Consider the following 13,508-nt stretch of genomic DNA (forward strand, 5'->3'; position numbering starts at 1 on the left):
TGTATGGTCGATGCAGGAAACCGGGAGGCAGGGCACACCATGGCACGCGCAGGACTCAGCACCCAGCGCCTGATCGACGCGGGGGCGGAGCTGGCCGACGAGGTCGGCTTCGACCAGGCGACGCTCTCGGCGCTGGCCAGACGGTTCGACGTCAAGGTCGCCAGCCTCTACTCGCACCTGAAGAACTCGCACGACCTCAGGACCGGAATCGCCCTGCTCGCCCTGGAGCAGCTGGCCGACCGGGCCGCCGAGGCCATGGCCGGCCGGGCCGGCAGGGACGCCCTGGCCGCGCTCGGGAACACCTTCCGCGACTACGCCCGCGAGCACCCCGGCCGCTACGCGGCAGCCCAGTACCGGCTCTACCCGCAGGCGGCCGCCGCCTCCGCCGGTGTCAGGCTCTCCCAGCTGACCCGGGCCGTGCTGCGCGGCTACGACCTGGCCGAGCCCGAGCAGACCCACGCCGTACGGCTGCTGGGCAGCGCCTTCCACGGCTATGTGGCCCTGGAGCTGGCGGGCGGCTTCAGCCACAGCGCGCCCGACAGTCAGGAGAGCTGGTCGCGGTCCCTGGACGCGCTGGACGCCCTGCTGCGCAACTGGCCCGCGCCCTGACCCGACCGGCCGCCCCGACCACCCGATCCTCCTCGAACATCCCCATCGCCAGGCGGAGACATGACGCACCCTCAGCACGACCTGACCACCACACCCATCACCGCCGACCTGCTGCGCGGCGCGCTGGACCTGGAGCGCACCGGGCACGGCCTGCTGCCGCACCGGCTGCCGGCCTGGGCCCGCGCCCAGAACACCGACCCGCAGCTGGCCATGGCCGAGGCCCAGCCCTCCGGGGTGCGCCTGGTGCTGCGCACCCGTGCCACCGTGGTCGAGCTCGACACGCTGCCCACCAAGCGCAGCTACGCCGGCGCGCCGCCCCGCCCGGACGGCGTCTACGACCTGGTCGTCGACGGACACCTGGCCGGCCAGGCCGTCGCGCACGGCGGCAACACGCTCACCATCGACATGGCCACCGGCACCGCCGACCACCGCCCCGGCCCGGTCGCCACCGTCCGCTTCACCGGCCTGTCCGACCAGGACAAGGACGTCGAGATCTGGCTGCCGCACAACGAGACCACCGAACTGGTCTCGCTGCGCACCGACGCGGCGGTCGCACCGGTGCCGGACCGCGGCCGCAAGGTGTGGCTGCACCACGGCAGTTCCATCAGCCACGGCTCGGACGCCGCGAGCCCCAGCACCACCTGGCCCGCGATCGCCGCCGCCCGCGCCGGGGTGGAGCTGGTCAACCTCGGGCTGGGCGGCAGCGCCCTGCTCGACCCGTTCGCCGCCCGCAGCATCAGGGACACCCCGGCCGACCTGATCAGCCTCAAGATCGGCATCAACCTGGTCAACACCGACCTGATGCGGATGCGCGCCTTCACCCCCGCGGTGCACGGCTTCCTGGACACCGTCCGCGAGGGCCACCCGACCACGCCGCTGCTGGTCGTCTCCCCCATCCTCTGCCCCATCCACGAGGACACCCCGGGGCCCACCACCTTCGACCTGGCTGCGCTCGCCACCGGACAGCTGCGGTTCACCGCCACCGGCGACCCCGCCGAACGCGCGGCCGGAAAGCTGACCCTCACGGCCATCCGCGAGGAGCTGTCCCGCATCGTCCGGCAGCGGTCCGCCGCCGACCCCAACCTGCGCCACCTCGACGGCCGCGAGCTCTACGGCGAGGCGGACAGCGCGGAGCTGCCGCTCCCCGACCAGCTGCACCCGGACGCGGCCACCCACCGCCGGATGGGCGAGCGCTTCGCCGAACTCGGCCTCGGCAGCGCCGGCTGACCCGGCTGACCCGGCGTCAGCGCGTCGGCACCGGGCCGGTGGACTCGCGGACCACGAGCTGGGTGGCCAGTTCGATGTGCAGGGTGTCCACGGTGTGCCCGTCCAGATGCCGGGTCAGCAGCGAGACCGCTATCCGGCCCATCTCCTCCAGGGGTTGGCGCACGGTGGTGAGCCTGGGCTGGGTGCTGCGGCTCAGGTCGCTGTCGTCGAAGCCGGCGACCGACAGGTCCTGCGGCACCCGCAGTCCCAGCTCGTGCGCGGCGCGCAGGATGCCCACCGCGACCTTGTCGTTGAAGCCGATCAGGGCGGTCGGACGGTCCGCCAGGGACAGCAGCTCCCGGGCCGCCCGGTAGCCGTTCTCCGTGGTGGGCTCCGCGCTGCGGAGCAGGTCGGAGGTGGTCAGACTGCCGGCCTCGGCCATCGCCGAGGTGTGTCCGAGCAGCCTGGCCTTGCCGGCCAGCCAGTTGCCCGGCCCACCGATGACGCCGATGCGCCGGTGCCCCAGCGCGGTCAGGTGCGCGGTGACACTGCGGGCGCCGGCGGCGTTGGCCGCCGAGACCGAGGCGATCTCGCCCGGCAGCTCGGTACGCGGATCTACCACCACGAAGGGGAAGCCGGCCGCCCGCAGGTCCTGCAGCTCCTGGTCCGGCTCGGGCGGCAGGATCAGCACCGCGCCCGCGATGGCGGGGTTGTGCGGCAGCGAGGTCAGCACATGGGCGCTCTGCGCGGACTCGCCGGCCCCGAGCACCAGGTCGCGGCCGTGCAGCGCCAGGGTGTCGGCGATCGAGGTGACGATGACACCGAAGTAGTCCGTCAGCACATAGGGGCAGCGCACGTACACCGCTCCGGGGCGCGCGGCGGGGGGCGCCGGCTTGAGCCGGTCCATGGCGCGCCGGACCAGTTCCTGGGTCTGCGGGGAAACCGTCGCATGGCCGTTGATCACGCGCGAGACGGTGGCGATGGACACCCCGGCCTCCGCTGCGATGGCCCGTACCGTGACGTGCTTCGCCCGGGGCCTAGCCATGCGTCACCCGGTTTTGTTTCATGCGCCGGAGCATACCGCAGCCCCGCGGCCGTAGTTGCGGAACCATGACAACTCCCTTGACAGGGTCCGAGCCCGAGCGCTTACGTGTGTTTCGCCGGAATGACATTTGTTTCATTTCGTTTCAAAGCCGCGTTCCGCTTCGTCCCTGGAGAGGTCCCATGCGTCCACCACGCAAAGCCCTGCTCGCCGCAGTCTGCACGCTCGCGGCTGCGGCCGTCGTCGGATCCGGGCTGGCCCCGGCCCAGGCAGCCTCCGTCCGCCACCACGCGGCGGGATCGGTCTCCGGCACGGGCGCCGGCTCCGGATCGGCGCAGGTGTGGATCACCACCCCGGACGGCACCGACACCATGACCGACGCCGGCACCGTCGGCTTCACCACCACGCCCAGCACCGCCCCCACCGTCGTGGTCGACCCCAGCCGCACCTTCCAGACCATGTCCGGCTTCGGCGCGGCCATCACCGACTCCTCCGCCTCGGTCCTGTCCGCCCTGAACCCGCAGGCCCGAACCGCCGCCATGCGCTCGCTCTTCAGCCCCACCTCGGGGGACGGCCTGGACTACCTGCGCCAGCCCGTCGGCGCCTCGGACTTCACCACCGGACCGGCCTACACCTACGACGACGTCCCGGCCGGGAGCACCGACTACTCGCTCAGCCACTTCAGCATCGCCCACGACCAGACCCAGATCCTGCCGCTGCTGCGCCAGGCCGAGCAGCTCAACCCGCACCTGCAGATCCTGGCGACCCCGTGGAGCCCGCCCGCCTGGATGAAGACCGGCGGCTCGCTCACCGGCGGACGGCTGATCGACGACCCCAGGGTCTACCGCGCCTACGCCGCCTACCTGGTGAAGTTCATTCAGGCCTACCGGGCCAACGGCGTGCGGGTGGACACCATCACGGTGCAGAACGAGCCGCAGAACCGCACCCCGTCCGGCTACCCCGGCACCGACATGCCGTCCTGGCAGGAGGCCAAGGTCATCGAGCAGCTCGGCCCGATGCTCCGCGCCGCCCACCTGGACACCACGATCCTGGGCTACGACCACAACTGGACCGAGCACCCCAACGACGCGGCCGCCACCCCGCCCGACGAGACCGCCGACATCGACGACTACCCCCAGCAGCTGCTGAACTCCCCCGCCGCCCAGTACATCTCCGGCACCGCCTACCACTGCTACTACGGCGACCCCAGCGCGATGACCGCGCTGCACCGGCAGTTCCCCACCAAGGACATCTACTTCACCGAGTGCTCCGGCAGCCAGTCCGCCAACCCGGCCGACACCTTCTCCGACACCCTCAAGTGGCACGCCCGCAACCTGGTCATCGGCGCCACCCGCAACTGGGCCAAGACCGTCATCAACTGGAACATCGCCCTCGATCCCGCAGGCGGCCCGCACACCGGCGGCTGCACCGGCTGCACCGGGGTGCTGACCGTCGGTGCCGACGGCACCGTCACCCGCAACGCCGAGTACTACACCCTGGGCCACCTGGCCCGCTTCGTCCAGCCCGGCGCGGTCCGGATCGCCAGCACCTCCTTCGGCACCACCGGATGGAACGGCCAGGTCGAGGACGTCGCCTTCCGGAACCCCGACGGCAGCACCGTCCTGGTGGCCCACAACGAGAACGACAACCCGCAGACCTTCGCCATCCGCGAGGGCGACCGCAACCTCAGCTACACGCTGCCCGGCGGAGCGCTGGCCACCTTCGTCTGGCGCACCCCCGGCTCCGCCGCCGGACACGGAGCGCAGCAGCTCGACCCGACCGGATGGACCGCCACCGCCAGCACCAGCAGCAGCACCGACCCGGCGGCCGATGCGGTCGACGACGACGCCAGCACCCGCTTCTCCTCCGGCGCCGCCCAGGCCCCCGGCCAGTACCTCCAGGTCGACCTCGGCAAGGTGCTCCACCCGCAGCAGGTCGTCTTCGACACCGGCGCCTCCACCGGCGACTACCCGCGCGGCTACACCGCGGCCACCAGCACCGACGGCGTGCACTGGACCACGGAGGTCCCCGACGGCCAGGGCAGCGGGCAGTTCACCACCGTCGACGTCGGCGGCCGCGGCACCCGCTATGTGCGCCTCACTCTGACGGCCGCCAGCGGCAGCTGGTGGAGCGTCGCCGATGTGCGTGCCTACACCGGCGCCGACCGCCGCTGACGCCGCTCCCGCAGGTCACCGGCTCTTCGACTGCTCGACGTCGGCCCTGATCGCCCGCATGATCGGGGCCACGTCGGCCGCGGTGAATCCGACCTTGGTGTTGGTGCCGTCCCCCTTGATGACCACGGTGATGCCGGCCGCGGTGGTCGTGGTGAACCAGGAGCAGGTGGTGGCGGCCGTGGACAGCATGGCGTTCTGGACCAGGACGGTGTTGCAGACCGCGCGGCCACCGTGCGGCCCGGGGTCGGCGTCGACGGCACTGGTGCTGAGCAGGTCGCCGGCGCCGTCGTCCTTGGTGGCGGGGGGCTGGTCCAGGAGGTCGTGCAGGTGGTCGGGGTCGAAGCCGGCGCCGGTGACGCCGTTGTAGAAGATCCAGGCCCCGTCCGCGCGGTCGTCGTAGTAGGCGTGCACCGGCGTACCGGACACCCCCAGCCGCTGAGCCGTCTGCTTGAGGTCGCCGTCCACCTGCTGCACCAGTTGGGCCGAGGGCTGCCCCTGCGGGTAGCCACCGGCCACCGCTGGGGCGCTGAGCACGTACGACGTGCCCGTGGCAGCGCCGGCCGCCGTGTCCCCGGCCGCCGCCACGCCGGCCGTACCGGGCTCGGCCTGCGGGGTGGTGGATCCCCCGCAGGCCGACACCAGCGCGCCGGCCAGCAGCACTACGACTGCGCCGGCGACCGGCTTCCGGACGCGCAGAGGTGCAAGTCGTGCCATGAACGGCCTCCTCGGGTACGGGCTTCAGCCCGGCTTCGGGCATGCGGGAACCAGGGCGGCCGGCTGCCGAAGCCCTGGGGATGACGGCCAGTCTGGCAGCCGGGCCCCGGCAGGACAGTCCCTCCGGACAGCTCTGCTTACCCCTCCCGACAGCACAGCTGGCCACGGCCGAACGCCCTGTGGCACGATGACGCCCCGGACGACAGAAGGGGCCGCACGGATGGACCTCGATCCACGGCGGCTGCTGGTCCTGCACGCCATCGCAGAGAGCGGCGGACTGGCGTCAGCGGCCCGCCGACTGGGCCACACCCGCTCGGCGGTGTCCCAGCAACTGGCCGCCCTGGAACGGGAGGTGGGACTCCCCCTGGTGGACCGCTCCGGCCCGCGCCTGGAACTCACCGCCGGCGGACGGCTGCTGGCCGCCACCGGTGCCCGCATCGACCAGGAACTCACCCTCGCCGCCCAGCAGTTGAGCGCGGCCAACCACCATGTCGTGCAGGGGCCGGTGGCGATCGGGGCCACCCCCTGGGTGCTGTCCAGGATCGCGGCCCGTTCGCTGGCGCTGCTCGCACAGTGGCATCCCGGGGTCGAGCCGAGGTTCGCCGAGGCCGGGCTGGAGGACGGCCTGCGACAGCTGCGCCTGGGCGAGTTGGACGTCCTGGTCATCACCGACGACCGGGACACCGCCCTGCCGCTGCCGCCCGCCGTACGTGCGCAGGTGCTCAGCGAGGACACCTACCGCGTGGTCGTCCCGGCCGGCTGGGAGGTACCGGCCACCGCGGCCGAACTCTCCGGCCGCCCCTGGATCGGCGCCCCCGCGGACTCCGCACGCGGTCGCGCCTTCGCCCGGTTCGCGAGCACCCACGGCGTCACCCCGTCGGTCGAGCACCGCGCCGAGCACCTGGGCACCGTCCAGGCCCTGCTGGCCGGCGCGGTCGGCGCCGCGATCCTGCCCGCGTACCTCGCCGCGCATCTGGCCCAGGTGACGGTCACCACGCTGCCCGTCACCGGCAGCCAGATCACCAGGACGCTCTACCGCACCGGCCACGGCTCCTCCTCGGCAGCGGCGTCATCGGCCGCGGCCGCACTGCAGCAGGCGACCCGCGACCACGCCGAGGCGATCACCCTGGCCGACCAGGGCATGGGTGACATCGTCGTCCGTCCGCTGCGCGACCCCGCCGACCCCACCGACCCGGCCGCCCCCTCCCCCGGCGCTCCCCGGCGCGGCGGGACGGGGAGCGCCCGAATGCCGGGTTAGGGTCTTGCCCGTGCTGACCGGCTGTGCCTGACTGAGAGCGTCACGGCCACGGACCGCACGGACCGACCTCGAGGAGCTCCCATGGGACTGATCAGCGCGGTGGGCCTGGTACTCCACCCCGAGCGGACCGACACCGCGATCGTGGACACCATCGTCCGCTGGAGCCGGGGCCGGGACTCCAAGGTCCTGGGGCTCGCGGACGAGGTGGCACGGATCGGCTGCGAGGCCCTGCCGGTGCTGGCCGACGAGATGAACGCGTCGGCCGACCTGGTGGTCAGCCTGGGCGGGGACGGCACCATGCTGCGGGCGATGCGCCTGGCCGTCGGCGGCCGCGCCCCGGTCCTCGGGGTCAACGTCGGACGCCTGGGGTTCCTCGCCGAGATCGACATCCCGGACGTCCCGGCCGCACTCGACGCGATCGACCAGCACCGCTTTACCGTGGAGGGCCGCTCGGCCGTCCAGGTGACCTTCGGTTCCCGCCAGGAGACCGCGCTCAACGACGTGGTCCTGATCCGGTCCCCCGGCCACAAGTCGGCCGCGGTCGCGGTGCGGGTCCAGGACCAGCCCTTCGTCCGCTACAGCGCCGATGCGATCGTGGTGGCCACCCCCACCGGCTCGACCGCGTACAGCTTCTCCGCCGGCGGACCGATCGTCTCCCCCAACGCCGAGGGACTGCTGGTCACCCCGGTGGCGCCGCACTCGGCCTTCAACCGCTCGCTGTTCCTCTCCAGCGGCGAGCGGCTGACCCTGGAGATCCTGCCCAACAGCGGCGACCTCGCCATCGAGGCCGACGGCCGCCTGGTCGGCCAGGTCTGCCCGGGCGACGTCGTCGAGCTGAACATGCTCCCCGCCGCGGCCCGCATCGTCCGCCTCGGCCAGACCACCTTCTACCAGCGCGCCCAGCGCAAGCTCCAGCTCTCCGGCTCCGCGGAACCCAACTGACCCCGGCACGCCCGGCATCGGCGACGCACCGGCACGAAGTCCCCACGGCGCCCACGCCGGCTGCGCTGCTCCCCGGATTCGGCGGCGGCCTCGACGACGGCCCGGGCCTGCCGCACGCCGGTGCGTGCGCTCGGCTCGCGCAGAATCCGCCAGATTTGCGACAGTGGATCGATCCAACACATGGTTCCACTCGAATCGATCGGCGTGACAGATGGATCTGCGGCATCTGAAGTACTTCCTGCCCGTCGCCGAGACGCGCAACTTCACCCAGGCCGCGGCCGACTGCTACGTCGCGCAGTCCGCGCTCAGCCAGCAGATCGCCCGGCTTGAGAAGGAGGTCGGGGCCGCCCTGTTCAGCCGTACCAGCCGCTCGGTCCGGCTGACGGCCGCCGGCGAACTGCTGGAACCGCTGGCCCGGCGCATCCTCGCCGACGTGGACAACGCGCAGGCCGCCCTGGACGCGCTCGCGGGCCTGCGCCGCGGCCGGCTGCGCCTGGGCCTGGTGCAGACGCTCGCCTGCTCGGTCGACATGGTCGAGGTGATGGCCGACTACCACGCCCGGCACCCCGCCATCGACTTCCACGTGCTGAACGCGCCCAGTTCCGAGATGGCCGCCGCGGTCCTGTCCGGCGGCCTCGACGTGGCCGTGGTCGGACTCGGTCCCGGCGACATACCGGAGGGCCTGGACCACCGGTCGCTGGGCAGCGACCCCCTGGTGGTGATCGTGCCGCAGGACCACGCCCTGGCCGACCGCGACCTGATCGAGCCCTCCGACCTCCCGACGGACGACCAGCTGATCCAGTTCTCCCAGGGCAGCGGACTGCGCCGCCAGGTCGAGGCGGCCTTCGCCCGGGAGCGACTGACGCCGCAGCGGCACTTCGAGGTCGGCCAGGTCCACGACATGATCCGGCTGGCCGCGCGGGGTGTCGGCATCACCGTCGTCCCGCACTCCTCCGTGCGCGGCCACGGGTCCCTCCTCCCGGACGGCACCCTGCCGATCGGTGCCCGCATCCTGCGCCTGGCGGACCCGGCAGCGGTGCACCACGTCTCGGTGGTCTACGACAGCAAGCGGCTGGCGCCCGCCGCCGCGGCCTTCCTCGACGTCGTCGAACGGCATACCGTATGACGATCGATCGCTGAAACAGCTCGCTGAGTCCGCATCCATATGTTGGACAGAACGTACGAGTCGCTCCAACCTGGAGGTGATCACCCAGGAGAACAGGAGCGCCGCCATGCTTGTCGTACTGCGGGACGCGTGGACCACCGTGGTCCCCGACCGGGAGGACCGGCACGGCCCGCTCCCGCCGGTGATGCTCGCGCTGACGGTGGTCACCGGCCTCGTCGACGCCTTCAGCTACCTCGTCCTGGGGCATGTCTTCGTCGCCAACATGACCGGCAACGTCGTCTTCTCCGGCTTCGCCATCGCCGGCGCCGCCGGCTTCTCCCTGGCCGCCTCGCTCGCGGCGCTCGCGGCCTTCGCCGTCGGCGCGCTGCTCGGCGGCCGGATCGCGCACCGGACGCGGGCCCACCGCGGGCAGCTGCTGCACATGGCGCTGATCCTGGAGAGCGTCCTCGTGCTGGCCGCCTACGCCGTCGCCCAGAGCACCGGCAGCCCGTACGACGGGGATGCCCGCTATGCGCTGATCGCCCTGCTCGGACTGGGCATGGGCGTCCAGAACGCGGCCTCCCGCGCGCTCGCGGTCCCTGACCTCACCACGACCGTCCTGACCCTCACCATCACCGGCATCGCCTCCGACAGCCGAGCCGCCGGCGGCAAGGGCGGCAAGGTCGGCCGCCGCACCCTGTCCGCACTGGCGATGTTCATCGGCGGCCTGGTCGGCGCCGTCGCCGTCCTGCACGGCAACCCGGCCCTGCCGTTGCTGCTCGCCTCCCTGCTGCTCCTGGGCGCGACCGCCGCCACACACGTCCTGGCCCGCTCCGACGCCCCCTGGACCGACCCGCTGTGAGCACGCACCGCCGGGCGGCAGCCCTGGAACTCGTCATGACCGCGATCATGCTCTTCATCGCGGTCACCGCGACCCGATGGCTGATGGGCACCATCGACAGCGGCTCCGGCGGCTGGTGGAACACCCCGCAGCGAAGGCTGCTCGCGGTCGCGCCGATCGCCGGCTACACCGTCACCGCCTTCATGCTCTCGCCGTGGGGCAGAGCGACCGGCGGCCACCTCAACCCCGCCATCAGCCTCGCGATGTGGCGCTACGGCAGGACCCCGGGGCGCGACGTCCTCCCGTTCATCACCGCGCAGTTGCTCGGCTCCGTCCTCGGCACCGCGGCCGCCCGGCTGGCCTGGGGGCCGGCGATCGCCGGCCGGGCCACGGACTACGCCGCGGTGGCGCCCGCTCCCGGGTGGTCCTGGGCGGCTATCGCCGCGGTGGAGGCCGGCACCATGTTCGTCATCGTCGCCGTCGCGGGCATCGGCATCTCCAGCCGTCGCTTCGGCCGCTACACCCCTTGGGCCGTGGGCGCCCTGATCACCTCTCAGATCATCGCCTTCGGCACCCGCTCCGGCGGCGTCGCCAACCCGGCCCGTGAGTTCGGCCCCGCCCTCCTGTCCGGCCACACCGCCCTGCTCCCGGTCTACCTCCTCGCCCCTGCGATCGGATCCCTGGCCGCCGCCACAGCAGTCCGACGAGCCCAGCGCCGCCCGAGAGCAGACCTTCCGAGCCCGACCGCCACCCCGCCACGAACGGCGGCCGTCGGCGCAGGACGGCCGTCGACGTCCCCTTCCTCGGCGTCCTGACCTGGGGCCTCAACACCGCCGAGACGTTCGCTGGAATATGCCTGCAACCACGGCTGCCTGGAATGTCATGACCACGATCTAATGGCTCCAATGACATGCACCATACGAGCCATACCTCAGCCCGGAAAGGGCCCAGCGGCCGGAATCAAAACACTCCAGCCAAAGCCGGTAGCCCCAGCAGCCGCACAGGCCACCACCTGATCGCACAACTGCATCCGCGCTCACCTTGGTTCCGAAAGTGAGGGAACCAGGGCGGATATTGACAGATAGTCAGAACATATTCAGCCAAGACCCGGAACCTCCAGGAGAGTTCCTGAGAGTCGGCTGTATATCTGATGTGCCTGCACCCGCTCACCTGCGACAGTCCCGCGCAGACCGCCAAGGATCGACCTACCTCCATAGCGAAACGGTATGCATCGGGTGTGAGCCCACGCGCCGCAAACCGGCCTACCGTAACTCCGTAGCGAATTTGCCGTCCCCCCTGCGCTGCGGCACCCGCGGATCCTATGCTGACCCCCAGCGCAGAAACGACTGGGGGGCATGTTTAATGAGGACAGCAGGCACGAGAATGCCGGTATTGAAGTCTGGGCTCAAGCGGGTGTTGGGGCGTACTGGATTCGACATCGTGCGCAGCGCCAACAACCTGGGTGGCGTCGACGACTTCATCCCGTTCGAGGCAACGATGCGGGCCGCCCGGGCAGCCGGCTTGTCCGTCGGCGACCACATCGACGCGGTGATGAACGGGACGCCCGGGGCGACCCAGTCCACCATCGACAAACTACGCGATCTCGGTGTCTTCGCCACCGACCCGCAAACGGTGCTGGAGATCGGCCCCGGGTCCGGACGGTATCTGGAGAAGACGCTGAAGGAGTGTTCGCCGGACCGCTACGAGATCTACGAGACCGCAGGGCCCTGGGCCGACTACCTGGTGACCACCTTCGGCGTGGTCGCCCGACCGACCGCGGGAAGCAGTCTCGCCCCGACCTCCGACGCCAGCGTCGACCTGGTCCAGGCCCACAAGGTCTTCAACACCGTGACCTTCCTCTGCGCCTCCCGCTACTTCTACGAGATGGCACGCGTCACGCGCCCCGGCGGTCGGATCGTCTTCGACGTGATGACGGAAACCTGCCTGGACCCCGCGGCGGTGCACGCCTGGGCGACGGATGGCGGTTCGGGACACGACTCCTACCCGGCCGCCCTGCCTCGCCAGACGTGCGTGGACCTCTTCGCAACCCTCAACTGCACCCTGGAGGCCAGCTTCCTGGCCCCCATGGGCGTCGCCTCCACGGAGGTGCTGGTCTTCGCGAAGGGGACATGACCCTTCGGGCCGGGTCGTGACCCTGACGGGGCATCAAGCGGATGTCGCTCCGTCGAACGAGGGTCGGCGGCCGCAGCGTAACCGTGAGAGAGGCAGCAATGGACCAGGGCACCCGCGGCGAGCTCATCAGTCGGCTGACCGAGGCGATCAGGTCCGTCACGACGCCTCACCCGTTGCGGGTCGCCATCGACGGGGCGCCCGCCTCCGGCAAGACCACGCTGGCCGATGAGCTTGCCGTCGTCCTGCGCGCGCAGGACCGCGACGTCATCCGCGCGAGCATCGACGACTTCCTCGTCCCCCGTGCCCAGCGCTACCGACGCGGCCAGTACTCGGCCGAGGGCTGCTACTTCGACGCCCACGACCACGCCGCGCTGTGCCGGGTCCTACTCGACCCACTGGGCCCGGGCGGAGACCGAAGGTTCCAAACCGCGGTCTACGACGCCGACACCGACACCCCGTCATCCCTGCCGGCCACGACCGCCCCGGCAGACGCCGTGCTGCTCTTCGACGGCGTCTTCCTCCTACGCCCAGAACTCATCGACCGGTGGGACCTGCGCATTTTCGTGTCCGTCCCCTTCGAGCAGACGATAGACCGCGCCCGCCACCGAGGCGCAGCGCTGGCCAGCTCTACCGCAGACATCGAACGGTCCTGGCGCCACCGCTACATCCCCTCCCAACAGCTCTACTTCACCACAGCCCACCCTACCGACCACGCCGACATCATCGTGTACAACGACCAGCTCCAACGACCGACCTGGGAAGTCCGACCCCACGCATCGACACACAGGCTTTGACAGTTCCTCGTCCCGCACCTCGGATACCGGTGTTCCCGTCTCGATCACGCCAGCCTCCGGCCGATCTCCGGGCTGCGGCAGACTGGTTCATCCCCCGCAGAGAGGCGAGATGTTGACGGAGCGACAGCCGATGGATCTTGAGACGTACGCGGAGCGTGCACAGAGCGGCCCCTGCTTCGTCTGTGCGCTCCTGGCCGGGAACCCGGACTATCCGCACGAGGTGGTCTTCGAGGACGCGGAGCACATAGCCTTTCTGGATCGCTGGCCGACGTTGCCGGGCAAGGTTCTCGTGGCACCGAAGGTTCATGTCGAGCATGTCGTGCGGGACCTGGACGAGGCCGCCTACATTCGGCTCTTGCTGTTCGTGCGGCAGATCACCCTCGCCGTCGAGGCTGTCTTTTGAGCCCGAGCGCACGTACCTATACTCGCTCGGCAGCCAGCAGGGCAACGCACATCTGCACTGGCATATCGCCGCGTTACCGTCTGGCACCCCCTACCCAGAGCAGCAGTTTCACGCTCTGCTGTCGGAGAACGGAATACTCACGCTGCCACCGGACCAGATGGCCTCGATGGCTGCACGCTTGCGCGAAGTGGTCCTTGCCCGGGGCATGCACAACCCAGGTTGAGCCCCGCCACCTAGATTCCTCGACATACCGGAACCCACACCCCATAGTCGCTCCTCTCAGCCGA

The 13,508-nt window shown here is 71.2% G+C and carries 13 protein-coding genes; 11 read left to right on the plus strand and 2 right to left on the minus strand.

Annotation, left to right across the window (positions count from 1 at the left end; translation table 11 throughout):
- Positions 1 to 39: 39 nt before the first annotated feature.
- A complete protein-coding gene (locus IF29_RS0110890) occupies positions 40 to 609 on the plus strand; it encodes a TetR/AcrR family transcriptional regulator (RefSeq protein ID WP_030252812.1) in 570 nt (189 codons plus the stop codon).
- A gap of 60 nt (positions 610 to 669) precedes the next feature.
- Complete coding sequence (locus IF29_RS0110895) at positions 670 to 1,836, plus strand: GDSL-type esterase/lipase family protein (RefSeq protein ID WP_030252814.1); 1,167 nt, start codon at positions 670 to 672, stop codon at positions 1,834 to 1,836.
- Between the two features lie 16 nt (positions 1,837 to 1,852).
- Here the strand turns inward: IF29_RS0110895 and IF29_RS0110900 are convergent, their stop codons facing one another.
- Entirely contained in the window at positions 1,853 to 2,860 is a 1,008-nt protein-coding gene (locus IF29_RS0110900; protein ID WP_030252815.1) for a LacI family DNA-binding transcriptional regulator, read from the minus strand.
- Between the two features lie 179 nt (positions 2,861 to 3,039).
- Between IF29_RS0110900 and IF29_RS0110905 the strand changes: the two genes are divergently transcribed.
- Positions 3,040 to 5,031 carry a glycoside hydrolase family 30 beta sandwich domain-containing protein gene (locus IF29_RS0110905; RefSeq protein WP_037594841.1) on the plus strand — a complete coding sequence of 664 codons (1,992 nt, stop codon included), beginning with the start codon at positions 3,040 to 3,042 and terminating at the stop codon, positions 5,029 to 5,031.
- Positions 5,032 to 5,046: 15 nt separating this feature from the next.
- Here IF29_RS0110905 and IF29_RS0110910 read toward each other — a convergent pair whose 3' ends face one another.
- Positions 5,047 to 5,745 carry a hypothetical protein gene (locus tag IF29_RS0110910; RefSeq protein ID WP_157623682.1) on the minus strand — a complete coding sequence of 233 codons (699 nt, stop codon included), beginning with the start codon at positions 5,743 to 5,745 and terminating at the stop codon, positions 5,047 to 5,049.
- A 220-nt stretch (positions 5,746 to 5,965) separates the two neighbouring features.
- Here IF29_RS0110910 and IF29_RS0110915 point away from each other — a divergent pair, with 220 nt between their 5' ends.
- The 8 genes from IF29_RS0110915 to IF29_RS47495 all read left to right on the plus strand — a co-directional run bounded on the left by IF29_RS0110915 (position 5,966) and on the right by IF29_RS47495 (position 13,221).
- Entirely contained in the window at positions 5,966 to 7,003 is a 1,038-nt protein-coding gene (locus IF29_RS0110915) for a LysR family transcriptional regulator (RefSeq protein WP_051725165.1), read from the plus strand.
- Positions 7,004 to 7,084: 81 nt separating this feature from the next.
- Positions 7,085 to 7,945 (plus strand): NAD(+)/NADH kinase, encoded by an 861-nt coding sequence (locus IF29_RS0110920; RefSeq protein ID WP_030252823.1) that lies wholly within the window; start codon positions 7,085 to 7,087, stop codon positions 7,943 to 7,945.
- A 211-nt stretch (positions 7,946 to 8,156) separates the two neighbouring features.
- Positions 8,157 to 9,071, plus strand: coding sequence for a LysR family transcriptional regulator (locus IF29_RS0110925; protein ID WP_030252825.1), 915 nt, complete (start codon positions 8,157 to 8,159; stop codon positions 9,069 to 9,071).
- A 106-nt stretch (positions 9,072 to 9,177) separates the two neighbouring features.
- Positions 9,178 to 9,912, plus strand: a complete 735-nt coding sequence (locus tag IF29_RS0110930; protein ID WP_030252827.1) for a YoaK family protein — start codon at positions 9,178 to 9,180, stop codon at positions 9,910 to 9,912.
- Positions 9,909 to 10,706: an MIP/aquaporin family protein gene (locus tag IF29_RS0110935; protein WP_084713909.1), complete on the plus strand. Its 798-nt coding sequence runs from the start codon at positions 9,909 to 9,911 to the stop codon at positions 10,704 to 10,706. The genes IF29_RS0110930 and IF29_RS0110935 overlap by 4 nt, the downstream gene beginning before the upstream one ends.
- Before the next feature lie 568 nt (positions 10,707 to 11,274).
- Positions 11,275 to 12,024, plus strand: coding sequence for a methyltransferase domain-containing protein (locus tag IF29_RS0110940; protein WP_157623683.1), 750 nt, complete (start codon positions 11,275 to 11,277; stop codon positions 12,022 to 12,024).
- 98 nt (positions 12,025 to 12,122) lie between these two features.
- Positions 12,123 to 12,818, plus strand: a complete 696-nt coding sequence (locus IF29_RS0110945; RefSeq protein WP_030252833.1) for a cytidylate kinase family protein — start codon at positions 12,123 to 12,125, stop codon at positions 12,816 to 12,818.
- 130 nt (positions 12,819 to 12,948) lie between these two features.
- Positions 12,949 to 13,221, plus strand: coding sequence for an HIT family protein (locus IF29_RS47495; protein ID WP_232242101.1), 273 nt, complete (start codon positions 12,949 to 12,951; stop codon positions 13,219 to 13,221).
- The last annotated feature ends 287 nt before the right edge of the window (positions 13,222 to 13,508 follow it).

The sequence above is a fragment of the Streptacidiphilus jeojiense genome (genome assembly GCF_000719095.1).
In the GTDB taxonomy this organism is placed as follows: Bacteria; Actinomycetota; Actinomycetes; order Streptomycetales; family Streptomycetaceae; genus Streptacidiphilus; species Streptacidiphilus jeojiensis.